11 protein-coding genes and 4 pseudogenes are annotated in these 16,258 nt (G+C 62.5%); 8 read left to right on the top strand and 7 right to left on the bottom strand.

Annotation, left to right across the window (positions count from 1 at the left end; translation table 11 throughout):
- The 6 genes and pseudogenes from D6C00_RS11680 to D6C00_RS11705 form a co-directional block, all read right to left on the bottom strand.
- Window positions 1–867, bottom strand: coding sequence for a glycosyltransferase family 2 protein (locus D6C00_RS11680; RefSeq protein ID WP_125181872.1), 867 nt, complete (start codon window positions 865–867; stop codon window positions 1–3).
- 32 nt (window positions 868–899) lie between these two features.
- Complete coding sequence (locus tag D6C00_RS11685) at window positions 900–2,927, bottom strand: hypothetical protein (protein WP_125181873.1); 2,028 nt, start codon at window positions 2,925–2,927, stop codon at window positions 900–902.
- 72 nt (window positions 2,928–2,999) lie between these two features.
- Window positions 3,000–3,407, bottom strand: a complete 408-nt coding sequence (locus tag D6C00_RS11690) for a pilin (RefSeq protein ID WP_125181874.1) — start codon at window positions 3,405–3,407, stop codon at window positions 3,000–3,002.
- A gap of 388 nt (window positions 3,408–3,795) precedes the next feature.
- Window positions 3,796–5,146, bottom strand: a pseudogene (locus tag D6C00_RS11695) (sigma-54-dependent transcriptional regulator).
- A 165-nt stretch (window positions 5,147–5,311) separates the two neighbouring features.
- Entirely contained in the window at window positions 5,312–6,934 is a 1,623-nt protein-coding gene (locus D6C00_RS11700; protein WP_125181875.1) for a sensor histidine kinase, read from the bottom strand.
- Window positions 6,931–7,170, bottom strand: coding sequence for a PP0621 family protein (locus tag D6C00_RS11705; protein ID WP_125181876.1), 240 nt, complete (start codon window positions 7,168–7,170; stop codon window positions 6,931–6,933). Before D6C00_RS11705 ends, D6C00_RS11700 begins: the two co-directional genes overlap by 4 nt.
- A 136-nt stretch (window positions 7,171–7,306) precedes the next feature.
- Here D6C00_RS11705 and sucC point away from each other — a divergent pair.
- The 4 genes and pseudogenes from sucC (at window position 7,307) to D6C00_RS11725 (ending at window position 11,795) form a co-directional block, all read left to right on the top strand.
- Window positions 7,307–8,486, top strand: a pseudogene (sucC, locus tag D6C00_RS11710) (ADP-forming succinate--CoA ligase subunit beta).
- Window positions 8,487–8,588: 102 nt separating this feature from the next.
- On the top strand, window positions 8,589–9,458 hold the full coding sequence (sucD, locus tag D6C00_RS11715; RefSeq protein WP_125181877.1) for a succinate--CoA ligase subunit alpha: 870 nt from the start codon (window positions 8,589–8,591) through the stop codon (window positions 9,456–9,458).
- Between the two features lie 16 nt (window positions 9,459–9,474).
- Window positions 9,475–11,128 (top strand): annotated as a pseudogene (locus D6C00_RS11720) (NAD+ synthase).
- Window positions 11,129–11,456: 328 nt separating this feature from the next.
- Complete coding sequence (locus D6C00_RS11725; protein WP_096367034.1) at window positions 11,457–11,795, top strand: P-II family nitrogen regulator; 339 nt, start codon at window positions 11,457–11,459, stop codon at window positions 11,793–11,795.
- 267 nt (window positions 11,796–12,062) lie between these two features.
- Here the strand turns inward: D6C00_RS11725 and D6C00_RS11730 are convergent, their stop codons facing one another.
- Window positions 12,063–12,815 carry an outer membrane protein assembly factor BamD gene (locus tag D6C00_RS11730; protein WP_125181878.1) on the bottom strand — a complete coding sequence of 251 codons (753 nt, stop codon included), beginning with the start codon at window positions 12,813–12,815 and terminating at the stop codon, window positions 12,063–12,065.
- 99 nt (window positions 12,816–12,914) lie between these two features.
- Here D6C00_RS11730 and rluD point away from each other — a divergent pair, with 99 nt between their 5' ends.
- The 4 genes and pseudogenes from rluD to D6C00_RS11750 all read left to right on the top strand — a co-directional run bounded on the left by rluD (window position 12,915) and on the right by D6C00_RS11750 (window position 16,220).
- Window positions 12,915–13,877 carry a 23S rRNA pseudouridine(1911/1915/1917) synthase RluD gene (gene rluD, locus D6C00_RS11735; RefSeq protein ID WP_125181879.1) on the top strand — a complete coding sequence of 321 codons (963 nt, stop codon included), beginning with the start codon at window positions 12,915–12,917 and terminating at the stop codon, window positions 13,875–13,877.
- A pseudogene (pgeF, locus tag D6C00_RS11740) lies at window positions 13,874–14,619 on the top strand (peptidoglycan editing factor PgeF). Before rluD ends, pgeF begins: the two are co-directional and overlap by 4 nt.
- Window positions 14,620–14,684: 65 nt before the next feature.
- Window positions 14,685–15,473, top strand: a complete 789-nt coding sequence (locus tag D6C00_RS11745; RefSeq protein ID WP_125181880.1) for a ZIP family metal transporter — start codon at window positions 14,685–14,687, stop codon at window positions 15,471–15,473.
- A 225-nt stretch (window positions 15,474–15,698) separates the two neighbouring features.
- Window positions 15,699–16,220, top strand: a complete 522-nt coding sequence (locus tag D6C00_RS11750; RefSeq protein WP_125181881.1) for a glycine cleavage system protein R — start codon at window positions 15,699–15,701, stop codon at window positions 16,218–16,220.
- Window positions 16,221–16,258 lie beyond the last annotated feature (38 nt).

The following is a 16,258-nucleotide window of genomic DNA, read 5'->3' on the forward strand; positions in this document are numbered from 1 at the left end:
TCAATCCTTGTACATCAGCTGGGTGATCTGCTCCGATATCAACCCGATTAGAAAAATCAGTATTGCGGTTGTGATCAGCAACGCCGACATGTTGGTGAAGCGGCTGTAGGCAATAAAAGTGTATGCATAATAGCCGAGACCCAGACAGAACATGCAGGCGCTCGCGGGTACGAATATCTTTAATGGTGAATACAGCGTGGCGACCTTGAAGATGATGATCAGGAACCGTAGTCCATCACGTATAGGGCGGATATGACTCTTGCCGCTACGTTTGGCCACAGTAATAGGGATATAGCCAACGGAGTATCCGGCGCGGAAGAAAGCCATGGTTATTGTGGTTGGATAGGAGAAACCATTTGGTAGTAAGTGCATAAATTCACGGAATTTATCTGCGCGAACGGCGCGGAACCCGGACGTGAGGTCCTCGATGCGGTGACCGGTCATGTAACTCGCAAGCCAATTATAGAAGGTATTGGCAATACCGCGGCCGATGCTGGCCTGAGAGACGTCGCCGCGTGCACCAATGACCATATCCATTCCGGATTCCACTTCGTGAATCAGGCGGGTGATGTCGGCGGGATTGTGCTGGCCGTCGCCATCCATGAAAACAATTATCTCACCCTGAGCGGCGCGGGCCCCACTTTTTATCGCGGCGCCATTGCCCATGCTGTAGCTGTGCCGAATAACCTTGGCGCCTGCTTCCGCTGCCACATTTGAAGTGTTGTCGCTTGAGCCATCGTCCACCAGAACAATTTCCGCGTCGCCGTAATGCTCAAGAAGTCGGTGAATCAGATGACCTACGGTATCTGCTTCGTTCTTTGCCGGGATGACCACGGTGACAGTGTGAAATGTATTTTTGTTTTCCATTGTACCTTGTAGACGGTTATGTAGTTTAGTAGTCAATGCGTCAGGGGATTGTCGTCAACAAGTATTTCGTTGCGCCTGTCACCCATATTTAGCATTTTAGGCTCGACTTCGTTTATGGAATCCAACATCGATTTTGTATCAAATACGGATTTGAATCGGGGATCTTTCAGCAGTGCGTTGATTTTCTCGACCGCATTTTGTGCTGATTCAATATCATCTCCTGCTAGGCTGCTGAATACTATTCCCTCCAGCGCAAACAGACGATGTAAGTGCTGCACATTATTACGTAACCTGTCAGCATCCATGAATGTCGATCGTGCTATTTCAGTTCGACCGTCTGCAAGATGGGCGCGGCCAATCTCTATCATTGTATAATAGCGCGATTTTTCCTTTATGCGCGGATTTTCGAGGAAGGCGGTCAGGAGAGTGGTTGCCTCCTTGGTGCTCAGTGCAGGGCATTCCCCTTGCCTTGCTAATGCCCCGAGGCTGTATACGCTGCTTTCTGTATAGGCAGTGACGTATCCTGTACGAAGTCTTAGCCGGATTGACTCGTATAGCTCATCTGGATAGGTTTCTGATTTGCAGTATGTAAACAGAAGATGTATGGCCGGGCCGGCTTCGTTTGGCGAATTCTCGATCGCGCGCATTAGGTAAGCGCGTGCGCGATCAATTTCTCTGTATCGAAGGCTTATATTTGCCAGATTCGAAAGTGAGCGTACTGAGTCAGGATACAGTTCCAGTGCTGACAAATTGATATGCTCAGCGCTTTGCCATGTCAAGGCGCGGGTATGTGTAGTGACTGCAAATGTTGCTGCTAAGCCAGTAAGTGCCAGGAGTTTGGCCCATTGTGCACGATTAAACGAATCGATGCCAAGGTACAGATAATAGGTCAGTGCGAATAGTAGGCCCCAGGCTGCAAAGTAATTGCGATGCTCGAATACCAGTTCTAGAGGTATAAAGCTCGATTCGAGCAGGTGTGATATGTAGAAGATTGCGACACCCAGTGATAGAACCGGTGCCCGGCGAATCAAGGCGGTGGCCGCTCCTATTAGTGCGGTATGGCCGACGAGTGCCGCCGCGGTCCTGATGTCAATAGTTGGCTGCACAGGATATGCATCATGCAGAAGGCTCAACTCAGCAGCGCGCGGAAGTAAAATACCTTTTATGTAAAACCACAGTACATGTGATTCTGTGAGCAAGCGTTCTTCTAGAGTAAAGTTGCGATTATTGTAGCCATGCATAAAATCGGGCCATTTCAATATGACGTAAGCTACGGCGACGTTTAATGGTAGTAGTACAAACAGGACGTGAAACGTTAAAAGCACTCGACGGCCGACTCGCCAGTTTGGGCTGGCTGTTGAATTTGCGGGGCTGATGTGGGCGTTGCCTGTTCCGGTAGGCCGCCAGCGGAAGACGATAATCTCGATCATCAGTAGATAGCAGGGTAATAGCGCCGCATTTTCCTTACTGAAAATTCCAATCAGTCCAGCTATTGCAACCGTGCCGGCCATTCCTGTCCCATATTTTAATGGCCGCTGGTGGAGGCGAATACGGAAAAAAACATACGCAAGAAGCGCGATAATCAGGAACAAAATTGCCAGCTGCGTCATTCTCTGTACGGCATAGAGCGTGGTGCTGACCAGCAACGGATGGAGCAACCACAGAGTTGCCGCAGCGCCTGAGATATACCACGCTCGCGCTTCGGGCTGCGGTGAGGGCATATGACGCAGCAGGATGGCGCCTAGCGGCCAGAGCAGTATCCCGACCAGCAAATGAATCATCAGGTTATGATATTTAAATGCAGCGGGGTCCAGTCCATGGAAAAGACTGGTAAAGGCGAAGCTGGCAGCGGCGACCGGGCGGCCAAGCCGTCCTGAGTCATTGCTGAATGCTGCCTGCATCCATGATTTGTAGCTCGATTCGGTAATGACAGCCTGGTTGATGTTCGAAGAATCATCCAGCAGGAACGGCCCGTCTATGCCGATCCAGTATGCGGCGACACACGCGATTATACTCGTCGCCAGGAGTACTCCAAGAAATAGGTGATCCCGAATCGTCATTGTGGCTGAACAAGAAGGGCCGCCATAATGGCGGCCCGGTTGAGATGTCCCATCCTTGAGAATACGGTCGAATTATTGACGGCAGCTTGCCGGAGCAAGTTTCGGTGCGCCACTGGCTGTGCACGTCCAAGTTACTGCGCCAGCGGTAGTGGTACTCGGTGTAAGCCGCAATACAAGGTTATCTACCTCAGCCGTGCCGGTGATTTCGATACGGTTGTTTGCCCAAGCCATGCCGGAAACAATGGCAGTAGTTTGATCCTGGAAGCCGGCCTGGGTTGCATTAGTCGGCAAGTTACCTGTCGTGACGATGTAATCAGCAACAGATGCTTTTGCTCCCGAGGCAATACTCAGTAGCTCAGAGGCCTTGGCGCGCTTGGTGTAATCCTGATAGGCCGGGATCGCGATGGCGGCCAGGATGCCGATGATCGCGACCACGATCATGAGTTCGATAAGGGTAAAACCCTGTTGTGTCTTCTTCATGGTGAATCTCCCAAATATTGTGTTGGTGGCGACGGCGGAACCAGGCTGGGCGCCGGTCGTGGTCTGGTGAAAGCAGGAGCTGTGCCATGCGGCTGGTGTTTCTACTAGATGGGTAATAATGTTTAATAAAAACAGATAGATAATAAATATTCAGAGCGATTCATTGCCACTCTCTTAGATTACGGATGTGACCGAGATCGCAAAATTTCGGCGTTTCGGGTGACAAATTTTGTCACCTGGGTGACGTAGTGTGTCGTTGAACGGGAGTCCGAACGGGCGTAATCCGCTACAGCGGTAATCGTCGGGTTAGCTGCGCTAACCCGACCTACGGGGCTGGATCCCGGCCTTCGCCGGGATGACGGGTAGGCCGGGATGACGGGTAGGAAGTTCAGTCCAGCCCCAGCTTCTTCAATCGGTAGCGCAGGGCGCGGAAGCTCAGGCCCAGCAGTTCGGCGGCGGCGGTCTTGTTTTGATTGGTCTGCTCCAGGGCGTCCAGTATCGCCTGTTTCTCGATCTCGCCCAGGTAGTCCTCCAGCGGGACGTTGCCCGGGGGGCGGAGGATTGCCGGTCGTGGTCGGCTCACCACTTGCCGTATTCGGCTGCAGATGCAGGTCATCGGCTTCGATGATTTCGTCCTCGGCCATGGTGACGGCGCGTTCCAGGATGTTTTCCAGCTCGCGCACATTGCCGGCGAAGTCGTAGCTCTGTAGGGCCTGCAGGGCGCTCCCGCTCAGGCGGTGCCGGGTGCCGTGGCCGAGCTTGTCCAGCAGGTGCTCGACCAGGCGCGGGATGTCCTCGCATCGCTCGCGCAGGGGCGGGACCTTCAGCTCGATCACATTGATGCGGAAATACAGGTCCTGGCGGAAGTGGCCGTCGCGGACCAGCTGCTCCAGGTTCTTGTGGGTGGCGGTCAGCACCCGCACGTCCACCGACGCCTCGCGTTGTTCGCCCACCGGGCGCACAGCCTTCTCCTGGATGGCGCGCAGCAGCTTGACCTGCATGTGCAGGGGCAGCTCGGCGATCTCGTCCAGGAACAGGGTGCCGCCGCTGGCGGCCTGGAACAGGCCCTCCTTGTCGCCGGCCGCGCCGGTGAAGCTGCCCTTCCTGTGGCCGAAGAACTCGCTCTCCATCAGCTCGGCCGGGATGGCGCCGCAGTTCACGGCGATGAAGGGCTGCTCGGCGCGCGGACCCTTGTCATGGATCAGCCGGGCGACCAGCTCCTTGCCGGTGCCGGACTCGCCGCTGATGTAGACCGGCGCCTGGCTGCGGGCCAGTTTGGCGATCAGGGCGCGGATGCGCTGCATCGGTTCGGAATCTCCGATCAGCTCGTCGCGCGAGCGCCGGTCGCGGGCGGGAAAGCTGCGGGTATCGGAGAGTTTCAGCGCGGTGCCCACCAGATTGCGCAGCACCTGCAGGTCCACCGGCTTGGACACGAAGTCGAAGGCGCCGGCCTTGAGCGCCTGCACGGCGGTGTCCATGCTGCCGTAGGCGGTGATCACGGCGACCGGCAGGTCGGGCCGGCTGGCCTGGATCTCGGCGACCAGGTCCAGGCCGGAACCGTCGGGCAGGCGCATGTCGGTCAGACACAGGTCGAAGCGTTCACCGTTGCCGAGCTGCGCGCGCGCCGCGGCCAGATCGGCGGCGGCGGTGGTGTCGATGCCCATGCGACCGAGCGTGATCTCGATCAGCTCGAGGATGTCGGGCTCGTCATCGACAACGAGTGCGCGGTAACTGGCCATGCGGTTTCCTGTGTAATCAATGCGCTGCAAAATCATATCAAGGAGCGCCACGGAATACACGGAAAACACGGAAGCATGAAGGCCATCCCGCCGGGCGCGCAGCGCCGGCGTTGATAATGGATTTGTCCGTGTTTTCCGTGTATTCCGTGGCGCTCTTTATGAAACCTAATCCACCCGGGCGAAGGTGATGCGGAAACAGCTGCCGCCCCCCTCGCGTTCGATATGGTTCAGCCGGGCGCGGTTGATCTCGGCCAGTTCGCGCGCCAGGTACAGTCCCAGACCGGTGCCGCTGGCCGAGGTGGTGAAGAAGGGCTCGAAGATGCTGGCGCGGGTCTCGCTGTCGATGCCCGGGCCGTTGTCGATTACATCCAGGCAGGGTGCGCCTGACTCGGAAATCCGCCCGACCAGTTCCACCCTGAGTGGATGTCCGCTCCGGCTGCCGTGATTGAGCGCGTTCTGGATCAGGTTGCACATGAGCTGATTGAGTTGGCCCGGGTCGAACTCGATCTGCAGGTCGACCGGATCGATGTCCACTATTACGGTGTCGCTGTCCAGGTTCTGGTAATTGACCATGTCATCGACGAACTCGTTCAGCCAGTCGGCCAGCAGCAGCCGCTGCGGCTGGGTCGTGCCGCGGCGCGAGAGCTGCAGCACGTTTTCCACGATCCCGTTGACCCGGTCGGCGTGGCTGGCAATGATCTCGACCAGCCGCCGGTCGTCGTCCTTCAGGTTGGGACTCTCGTTCAGCAGCTGGTCGGCATGACTGATCGCCCCCAGCGGGTTGCGGATCTCGTGGGCGATGCTGGCGGTGAGCCGGCCCAGGGCGGCCAGCTTCATCTGCTGGGCCTGTTGGGCCATGAGTGCGGTGTCCTCCAGATAGATCAGAGTGGCCGCGTCGGCGCCGCTGCCCAGGCGGGTGAAGCGCGGCTGCAGCACCGCTTCGGAACGCGGCGGCTGGAAGGCGTCCGGTTCCCGGCCGGGGTCCTGCTGCCAGGCCCGCAGGGCCCCGGCCAGTTCCGGTGACAGGGCGGCCAGGCTTTCGGGACGGGCTTCGGTGGGAATCTGCAGCATCACCCAGGTCGCGTCATTGATCAGCCGTATCCGCTCGCGGTGGTCCACCACGACAATGCCGGACTGCAGCCGCTGGACGATATATTCGTTCAGCCGGGCCAGGTTGGCCAGATCCACGCCGCGCTGTTCGGCCAGGGCCTCGCTTTCGCGGATGCGCCTGGCCAGCAGCCAGGCCAGGCTGGCGGCCGTGAACAGGGCCAGCCCGAGCAGGCCGACGCGGGTGAACTGGGAGGAGTCCAGGTTGGCGAAGGCCATATAACGGTAGGAGAACTCGGCCATCAGGGCCAGGGTGGCGGTGGCAGCGAAGAAGAAGGCCATCCGCCCCGGCATCAGCATGGCCCCGGCGATGACGGCCAGGATCAGCAGGATGCCGAGACCGCTGTCCAGCCCGCCGCTGGCGTACATGAGCAGCACGATGGCCAGGATATCCACCGTGATCTGCAGCAGTACCTGCAGCTGAAAGCCCGGCCGGCGCAGCCGGGTGCTGAAGCCGACCACCAGGGCGAACAGGAAATAGCCCAGACTGACCAGGGCATACAGCCAGGGGTTGTCGCTGCCCAGATTGCGTGACCCCGGCAGCAGGAAGAACAGCAGCACCAGCAGTGCGGCCAGCACCAGGCGGTAGAGGGTGAGAAAACGCAGCGGCTTCCAGGTCAGCGCATCCTGCCAGTCGGCGTTGCGCAGGGCGGAGGGCGCGGCGTAAGCGGCCCGGGTCATTGATCCTTGCCGTCGGCCAGGCGGTGGGCCTCGGAGCAGTACTGCCGGCCGTTGGCCTGGATGGCTTCCTCCTTCGGGATGAACAGCCCGCAGTGATCGCAGCGCACCATGCTGCCGTCGATGCGCTTGCGTTCGGTCTGCGCCACCCGGTTGGCGGGTTTGTTCTGCCAGCGTCGAATCAGTTGCCAGACGAGGTAGATGACAATACCGAGGATGATGAGGCGGATGAGTCCCATCGCGCTAGTTTCCCGTGTCTGGGCGTTGCAGGCAAGCGCGGCAGTTCGGACTGCATCGCCGTCAATCGGTTGTTTTGCGCCGGCGCCCGGTTTGTTCCAGAATAGCCGCCACAATAACAGTCAGGGACGCCTCCCGATGAATCTGCACGAATACCAGGCCAAGCAGCTGTTCGCCGAGTACGGCATCCCGGTGCCGCCGGGGCTGATCGTGCGCAGCCGTGACGAGGCTGCCCAGGCCGCGGACAAGCTCGGCGGCAGCCGCTGGGTGGTCAAGGCACAGGTCCACGCCGGCGGGCGCGGGCAAGGCCGGCGGTATTCATATCGTGGACAGCCCGGCGGCGGTGGGCGAGGCCGCCGGTACCCTGCTCGGCAGCCGGCTCGCCACCCACCAGACCGGCCCCGGGGGGCTGCCCGTCGACACCCTGCTGGTCGAACAGCCCAGCGCGGTGGCGCGCGAACTCTATATCGGCGCCCTGGTCGACCGGGCCGCCGAGCGGTTGGTGGTCATGGCCTCGGCCAGCGGCGGCATGGACATCGAGCAGGTCGCCGCCACCGATCCCGCCGCCATCCTCACCGAACATGCCGATCCGGCCGCCGGGCTGCAGCCCTACCAGTGCCGCAGGCTGGCCTTCGCGCTGGGGCTGGAGGGCAAACAGATCGGCGCTTTCACCCGCATCCTGCTGGGCCTGGCGCGGCTGTTCCAGGAACGCGATCTCAGCCTGGTCGAGATTAATCCGCTGATCGTCACCGAAGCCGGCGAACTGCTCGCGCTGGACGCCAAGATCAATGTCGACGACAACGCCCTGTACCGGCAGACGGCGCTGGCGGAGATGTACGATCCCAGTCAGGAGGACGAGAAGGAGCGCCGCGCCCGCGAGCACGATCTCAACTACATCACCCTGGACGGCAACATCGCCTGCATGGTCAACGGGGCAGGGCTGGCCATGGCGACCATGGACCTGATCAAGCTGCACGGCGGCGAGCCGGCCAACTTCCTCGATGTCGGCGGCGGGGCCACGGCCGAGCGGGTGGCCGAGGCGTTCAAGCTGATCCTGTCCGATCCCAAGGTCGAGGCCATCCTGGTCAACATCTTCGGCGGTATCGTGCGCTGCGATCTCATCGCCGAGGGCATCATCCAGGCGGTGCGCGAGGTCGATGTACAGTTGCCGGTGGTGGTGCGGCTGGAAGGGACCAATGTCGAACGCGGCCTTCAGCTGCTGGCCGATTCCGGCTTCAATATCACGACTGCAGAACACCTGACCGATGCAGCCGACAAGGTTGTTGCGGCCGTCGCGCAGCAGAGTAGGTCGGGTTAGCGCAGCGTAACCCGACAGGATCCTGGCATGCCGTCGGATTACGCCCTTCGGGCTAATCCGACCTACGGCGCTTACTTGCATCTTGTATCTTGGAACTTGCTCATGAGTATTCTCGTAGACAGCAGCACCCGGGTCATCTGCCAGGGCTTCACCGGCAAACAGGGCACCTTCCATTCCGAGCAGGCCATCGCCTACGGCACCCAGCTGGTCGGCGGTGTCACCCCGGGCAAGGGTGGCCAGACCCATCTCGACCGGCCGGTGTTCGATACCGTCAGCCAGGCAGTGGCCGCGACCGGCGCCGATGCCAGCATGATCTATGTGCCGCCGGCCTTTGCCGCCGACGCCATCCTGGAGGCGGCCGATGCCGGCATCCGGGTCATTGTCTGCATCACCGAAGGCATCCCGGTGCAGGACATGCTGAAGGTCAAGGCCGCCCTGCGCGGCAGCGGGGTGGACCTGATCGGCCCCAACTGTCCCGGCGTGATCACGCCCGGCGCCTGCAAGATCGGCATCATGCCCGGTTTCATCCATAAACCGGGGAGCATCGGGATCGTCTCGCGTTCCGGCACCCTCACCTACGAGGCCGTCTACCAGACCACCCTGGCCGGGCTGGGGCAGACCACCTGTGTCGGCATCGGCGGCGATCCCATTCACGGGCTGGAGTTCATCGATTGTCTGGAGCGCTTCGAGGCCGATCCCGACACCCGCGGTATCATCCTGGTCGGGGAGATCGGCGGCAGCGCCGAGGAGCAGGCCGCCGAGTTCATTCAATCGAATGTCAGCAAACCGGTAGTGGCCTATATTGCCGGCGTGACCGCGCCGAAGGGCAAGCGCATGGGCCACGCCGGAGCCATCATCAGCGGCGGTAGCGGCACGGCCGAGGCCAAGATCGCCGCGCTGGAGGGCGCCGGCGTCAGCGTGGTGCGCTCGCCGGCGCAGATGGGCCAGGCCATGACCGGCCTGCTCGGCTGAAGGTGGAGTCCATTCGATGAGCCGCAGCCTGCGCCTGGTCATGGCCCAGATGGACTTCCTGGTCGGGGACGTCCACGGCAACGCACGTAAGATCATCACCGCCGCGGTTCGGGCCCGCGACGAGCTGAAGGCCGATGCGATCCTGTTTCCCGAACTGGCCCTGACCGGCTACCCCCCCGAGGACCTGCTGCTGCGCCCCGGGCTGCATATCCATGTGCTGGAGGCGCTGGAATACATAAAAAAGAAGGTCGAGGGCATCCATGTCGTCGTCGGCCATCCGCAGCAGAGCCCGGCCGGGCTGCACAACGCCGCCTCGGTGATCCGGGATGGACGGATACTCGCCACCTGCTTCAAGCAGCACCTGCCCAACTACCTGGTGTTCGACGAGGTGCGTTATTCACACCCCGGGCGAGGGCGGCTGTGTGGTGGAGATCAACGGCGCGAAGCTGGGCCTGACCATCTGCGAGGATATCTGGAACCCGGGGCCCTGCGCCCGGCTGAAGGAACAGGGCGCCGATCTGATCGTCAACATCAATGCCTCGCCCTTCCATGCCGGCAAGAGCGCCGAGCGCGAGGCGGTGGTGCGTGACCGGGTCAGGGAGACCGCCCTGCCGGTGGTCTACGTCAACCTAGTCGGCGGTCAGGACGAACTGGTCTTCGACGGCGAGTCCTTTGTCATGGACGGGGCCGGCACCATCACCCAGCGCGCCCCGGCCTGCACTGCCGGCCTGTATCCGGTCGAGTTCCGTGACGAGGGCGAGGGCTGGCAACCGGTGCCGGGCGAGGTCACGCCGCTGCCCTCGGTGATCGAAAGCGTTTACAAGACCCTGGTACTGGGGGTGCGCGACTATGCGCACAAGAACAGTTTCCGGGGCGCGGTGCTGGGCCTGTCGGGCGGCATCGACTCGGCCGTGACGCTGGCGGTGGCCGTCGATGCGCTCGGCCCGGACCAGGTCGAGGCGGTGCTGATGCCCTCGCGCTTTACCGCCGACATGAGCATCGAGGACGCCCGCGCCGAGGCCGATACCCTGGGCGTGCCCCATCGCACCATTCCCATCGAGAAGCCCTTTGCCGCCTTTCTCGAGGTGCTGGAGAAGGAGTTCGCCGGGCGCGAGCCGGACGTGACCGAGGAAAACATCCAGGCCCGCTGCCGCGGCATCATCCTGATGGCCATCTCCAACAAGTTCGGGAAGATCCTGCTGTCCACCGGCAACAAGAGCGAGGTGGCGGTGGGCTATTCCACCCTCTACGGCGACATGGCCGGCGGTTTCGCCCCGATCAAGGACGTGCCCAAGACCCGGGTCTACGAACTGGCCGAATACATCAACCGCGAGCGCGAGATCATCCCGCGCCGTGTGCTGGAGCGCCCGCCCTCGGCCGAGCTGGCCCCCGACCAGCAGGACCAGGACAGCCTGCCACCCTACCCGGTGCTGGATGCCATCCTGGAGCGCTATGTCGAACGTGATATGGGTGTCGGCGATATCGTCGCCGAGGGCTATGACGAGGCCGTGGTGCGCCGGGTGGTATGGCTGGTGGACAGCAACGAGTACAAGCGCCGCCAGGCCCCGCCCGGGGTACGCATCACCGGCCGGGCCTTCGGCCGCGACCGGCGCTATCCCATCACCTCGGGCTATCTCGCCACCCAGCTGCAGGACAAGCAGGATGTGTGACAAGAGCGCCACGGAATACACGGAAGGCACGGAAAATCCCACAAAAAATAAAAATTAGCTCCGTCATTGCGAGGCGCATAGCGCCGTGGCAATCTCTTGCCGGCTGGTGCTTCATTACGAGATTGCCGCGCTGCTCCCATAGAATCCCTTCGGGCTTGAGCATGGGTATCCCACCCTTCGAGTCTGGGCATCGCAATGACGGGGATTAATTTTTTATTTGTCCGTGCTTTCCGTGTATTCCGTGGCGCTCTTGTTTTGTGCCAGACGCTTTTCCTGATACCCGCTTTGCGGTATCGTGCCCACAATCCTGCATCAGCCGGAGTCGGAGATGAAAAAAGTCGAAGCCATCATCAAGCCGTTCAAGCTCGACGACGTGCGCGAGGCCCTGTCGGAGATCGGTATCGCCGGCATGACCGCAATCGAGGTCAAGGGCTTCGGACGTCAGAAGGGGCACACGGAGCTTTACCGGGGAGCGGAGTACGTGGTCGATTTCCTGCCCAAGGTGAAGCTCGAGATCGTGGTCAACGAGGATCAGGTCGAGCGCTGCATCGAGGCGGTGACCAACGCCGCGCGTACCGGCAAGATCGGCGACGGCAAGATCTTCGTCACCGAGGTCGAGAAGGTGGTGCGCATCCGCACCGGGGAAGAGGATCAGGAGGCGATCTGAAGGAAGTTCAAGAGCGCCACGGAATACACGGAAAGCACGGACAATACGATCTTAATTATTGGTGTAGGTCCGGTTAGCCCGAAGGGCGTAACCCGATCTGCATACTGATCAGCCTGCTGCCCGTCATCCCGGTGCAAGCCGGGATCCAGATGTCTCTGCGGTCAATGGATTCCGGCCTGCGCCGGAATGACGCTGAACAGGTTTGTGGTTATACCGGGCTCAGCAAATTGTATTTGTCCGTGCTTTCCGTGTATTCCGTGGCGCTCTTTATAACTCCGCCGCCCGCTCCGGATAGTTCAGGCGGTAGATGCGCAGGGTGTCCGCGGCCAGTTCGTCCAGCCCCAGCTTGCGGTAGCCCCGCACCATGATGTCCAGCGCCCCGGGAATGGCCGGGGTGTTCTGAAAGTTCTTGATGACCCGCTCGGCCCGGTTGACCGCGGCGACGTAGGCTCCCCGGCGCATGTAATAGTCGGCCACATTCACCTCGTGCCGGGCCAGATTGTTGCGCAGGTGACGCATGCGCAGGATGGCGTCCCCGGCGTAGCGGCTGTCGGGGAAACGCCGCACCAGTTCCTGGAAATCGAAAAAGGAATCCCGCGCCGCGCCCGGGTCGCGTTCCGACTCGTCCTGCGGCAGGATCTTATCTACGATATTCCGGCCCCGGTTGAAGTTCGCCAGTCCCTTCAGGTAATAGGCGTAATCCAGGTGCGGATGCTGCGGGTAGGTCTTGATGAAGCGATCCAGGGTGGCAATGGCCGAGTCCGGTTCGTCATACTTGTAATAGGCGTAGGCCGATTCCAGCAGGGCCTGCTGGGCATAGCGGCCGAAGGGATAGCGGGCCTCGAGCTTTTCGTACAGGTCGATGGCCTGCTCGTAGTTCTTGCTCTGCAGTCTGTCACGGGCCTCGGTGTAGAGCTTCTGCGCCGACCAGTCCTTGGTCTTGTCGATCTTGTCGGGCAGCAGGCCGCAGCCGGCCGTCAGGCTGATCAGCACGAAGAGGCAGAGGATTCTTTGCAGCATGAATGTCGGACCCGGTGGCCTGTGGACTTGGGTGCGACAGTATAACTGAATCAAGGCGCCGCCGTCGTCCGCGGACGGGCGGGGAGAATCGGGGCAGATGTGAACGAGCGCGTTGAATTGCAGGCGACCCTGCCGCCGGAGGCGGCTGGCAAGCGCCTGGACCAGGTGCTGAGCGAGGTGTTCGCCGACTACTCGCGCAGCCGTATCCAGCAATGGATCCGGGCCGGCGAGGTGCGCCTCGACGGGGCCGTGTGCGCGCTGCCGCGGCAGCGGCTGGCGGGCGGCGAACGCGTGGAGATCGCCGCCGAACTGCCGCCGGCCGGTCCGGTCGAGCCCCAGGCCATTCCGCTTGCGATCCTGTATGAGGATGCCGCGCTGCTGGTCATCAACAAGCCGCCGGGCCTGGTGGTGCACCCGGCCGCGGGCAATCCCGACCGCACCCTGCAGAATGCCCTCCTGCACCACGACCCGACGCTCGCGCATCTGCCGCGGGCCGGCATTGTGCACCGGCTGGACAAGGACACCAGCGGGCTGATGGTGGTGGCCCGCACCCTGCCGGCCCATCACGCCCTGGTCGCCCAGCTGCAGGCGCGCAGCGTAACCCGCGAATACCTGGCCCTGGTGCAGGGCGTGCTGGCCGCCGGCGGCACGGTGGAGGCCAACATCGGCCGTCACCCGGTCGATCGCAAGCGCATGGCGGTGCGCCGCACCGGCGGCAAGCCGGCCGTCACCCATTACCGGGTCGAACGGCGCTTCCGTGCCCACACCCTGCTGCGGGTGCGGCTGGAGACCGGCCGCACCCACCAGATCCGGGTGCACATGGCTCATATCCGCCATCCCATCGTCGGTGATCCTGTCTATGGCGGGCGGATGAAGCTGCCGGCCGGCGCCGGCGAGACGGCGCGCGAAGCGATCCAGGGCTTCCGCCGCCAGGCCCTGCACGCCGAGCGCCTGGTCCTGCAGCACCCGGACACGGGCGAGCCCTGCGCGTGGCAGACGCCCATGCCCGAGGACATGCAGCGCCTGATCGAGGCGCTGGAAGCGGACCGGGAGGCATCGTGAACGACTGGCCCGATACGCTCGACTGGATCGTCCCCGACTGGCCGGCGCCGGCGCGGGTGCGGGCGGTGAGTACCACCCGCGCCGGCGGTGAGCAGCGGTCCCTACACCAGCCTGAACCTGGCCGGCCATGTCGGGGATGCGCCCGAGGCAGTCGCCGCCAATCGCGCCCGCCTGCGTGAACGCCTGTCACTTCCGGCGGAGCCGGCCTGGCTGGAACCAGGTGCACGGTACCGACATCCTGAATCTGGACAGCGCCGCGCCGCGCCCGGCCGACGGCGCCGTCGCCGGCCATGCGGGCCGGGTCTGTGTGGTGATGACCGCCGACTGCCTGCCGCTGCTGCTGTGCAGCCGTGATGGCGAGCGGGTCGGTGCCGTGCATGCCGGCTGGCGCGGCCTGGCCGCCGGGGTGATCGAGGCCGGCCTGGACCGCCTGGATACACCGGGCGAGCAGGTCCTGGCCTGGCTGGGGCCGGCCATCGGCCCGGCGGCCTTTGAGGTGGGTGAGGAGGTCAGGGAGGCCTTCATCAGCCACGATCCCCGCGCCGCGGCGGCCTTTCACGTGCGCGCGGGGCAACTCCATGCCGATCTCTATGCGCTGGCCCGTCAGCGGCTGGAGGCGCGCGGTGTGGCGGCCGTCTACGGCGGCGGCCGCTGCACCTGGAGCGAGTCGGAGCACTTCTATTCCTACCGCCGCGACGGTGCCACCGGACGCATGGCCAGCCTGATCTGGCTGGCTGGATAGGCCGGGATTACTCCGTCCGGCGGCTGCGGTATGATCGCGGTTTCGCCGCAACGAATGTTCACACCATGCCGTTATTGAGCTGGATCCTGTTGTTCTGCCTGCTGGGAGGGGCCCTGAGCGTGATCGCCGCCGGGGCCTACCTGCTGTTCCCTGAGCGGGTCAGAACGGCCCTGCTGCCGCACCTGGTCAGCTTCGCCATCGGTGCGCTGCTGGGCGCGGCCTTCCTGGCCCTGCTGCCGCATGCCCTGGCCACACCCGGGATCGACGATTACCACGTCATCTCCGCCACCGTGCTGCTGGGTGTGCTCGGGTTCTTCCTGCTGGAGAAGCTGGTGCTGTGGCGCCACTGTCACGAGGCCCATTGCGAGGTCCATACCGCCGACGAGCCGGAGAACCACGACCACAACCCGGCCGCGGGCACCCTGATCCTGATCGGCGACGCTGTCCACAACCTGGTTGACGGCGTGCTGATCGGCGCGGCCTTCCTGACCGATTTCCACCTGGGCGTGGTGACCAGTCTGGCCGTGGCCGCCCACGAGATCCCGCAGGAAGTCGGTGACTTCGCCATTCTTCTCAACAGCGGCTACACCCGCGTGCGGGCCTTCGTGTTCAATATCATCTCCAGCCTGGCGACCCTGGTCGGCGGCCTGATCGCCTATCTGAGCCTCCAGCAGGCCGAGGCCGCGCTGCCCTATGTGCTGGCCATCGCCGCCTCCAGCTTCATCTATGTCGCCGTGGCCGACCTCATCCCGGGCCTGCACAAGCGGGTCCACGGTGCCGCCACGGCTCAGCAGATGGCGCTGATCGCCGCCGGCGTGCTGGTGATCTACGCCGCCCACACGACGCTGCATTGAGGAGAAAAGGCGCCACGGAATACACGGAAAGCACGGAAAATATGAATTCAATGATGTGTAGGTCGGGTTGGCCCGCAGGGCGTAACCCGACACAGGAACCGCGGACAGCGTCGGGTTACGCTTCGCTAACCCGACCTACAGATGCCGCAGTAAGCAACATGCATTTGTCCGTGCTTTCCGTGTATTCCGTGGCGCTCTTCGAGGTTTTTTTACGGAGAAAAACTTATGAACGGATGGTTCATGGTGACGCTGGTCGGACAGGACCGGCCCGGGATCGTGGCCAAGGTGGCCTCGGCCCTGTTCGAGGGCGGGGCCAACCTGGGCGAGGCCTCGATGATGCGCCTGGGCGGGAATTTCACCATCATGCTGATGGTACAGTTCGACGGCAGTGTGAAGCAGTTGCAGTCACTGCTGGACAACGAGGCCGAATCGCTCGGCCTGCGTCTGCATGTGGACCGCATCGAGGGCGGGCTGCACCGGCACCATGTCCCGGATGTGCGGGTGACGGTCTATGGCGCCGACCGTGCCGGCATCGTTGCCCAGGTCACATCGGCCCTGGCCGAGGCAGGCCTGGACATCACCGACCTGCAGTCCGATGTCGGCGGCAACGAGGTCGAGCCCCTGTATGTCATGACCATCGAGGGGTGTGCCCGCGAGGGTGTCGAGGCGCTCAGATCGGCGCTGGAGATCGTCCGCCGCGAGGGCATGGACGTGGACATCGAGCCGATCGAGACGCTGATCGGGTGAGATGGGTGGTATTTCAGCCACGGATAAACACGGATGAA

This window comes from Thiohalobacter thiocyanaticus, assembly GCF_003932505.1.
GTDB lineage: Bacteria > Pseudomonadota > Gammaproteobacteria > Thiohalobacterales > Thiohalobacteraceae > Thiohalobacter > Thiohalobacter thiocyanaticus.

Coding starts and splice junctions, on each gene's coding strand:
- D6C00_RS11680 (WP_125181872.1), bottom strand. CDS start 867: ATGGAAAACAAAAATACATTTCACACTGTCACCGTGGTCATCCCGGCA.
- D6C00_RS11685 (WP_125181873.1), bottom strand. CDS start 2,927: ATGACGATTCGGGATCACCTATTTCTTGGAGTACTCCTGGCGACGAGT.
- D6C00_RS11690 (WP_125181874.1), bottom strand. CDS start 3,407: ATGAAGAAGACACAACAGGGTTTTACCCTTATCGAACTCATGATCGTG.
- D6C00_RS11700 (WP_125181875.1), bottom strand. CDS start 6,934: ATGACCCGGGCCGCTTACGCCGCGCCCTCCGCCCTGCGCAACGCCGAC.
- D6C00_RS11705 (WP_125181876.1), bottom strand. CDS start 7,170: ATGGGACTCATCCGCCTCATCATCCTCGGTATTGTCATCTACCTCGTC.
- sucD (WP_125181877.1), top strand. CDS start 8,589: ATGAGTATTCTCGTAGACAGCAGCACCCGGGTCATCTGCCAGGGCTTC.
- D6C00_RS11725 (WP_096367034.1), top strand. CDS start 11,457: ATGAAAAAAGTCGAAGCCATCATCAAGCCGTTCAAGCTCGACGACGTG.
- D6C00_RS11730 (WP_125181878.1), bottom strand. CDS start 12,815: ATGCTGCAAAGAATCCTCTGCCTCTTCGTGCTGATCAGCCTGACGGCC.
- D6C00_RS11745 (WP_125181880.1), top strand. CDS start 14,685: ATGCCGTTATTGAGCTGGATCCTGTTGTTCTGCCTGCTGGGAGGGGCC.
- D6C00_RS11750 (WP_125181881.1), top strand. CDS start 15,699: ATGAACGGATGGTTCATGGTGACGCTGGTCGGACAGGACCGGCCCGGG.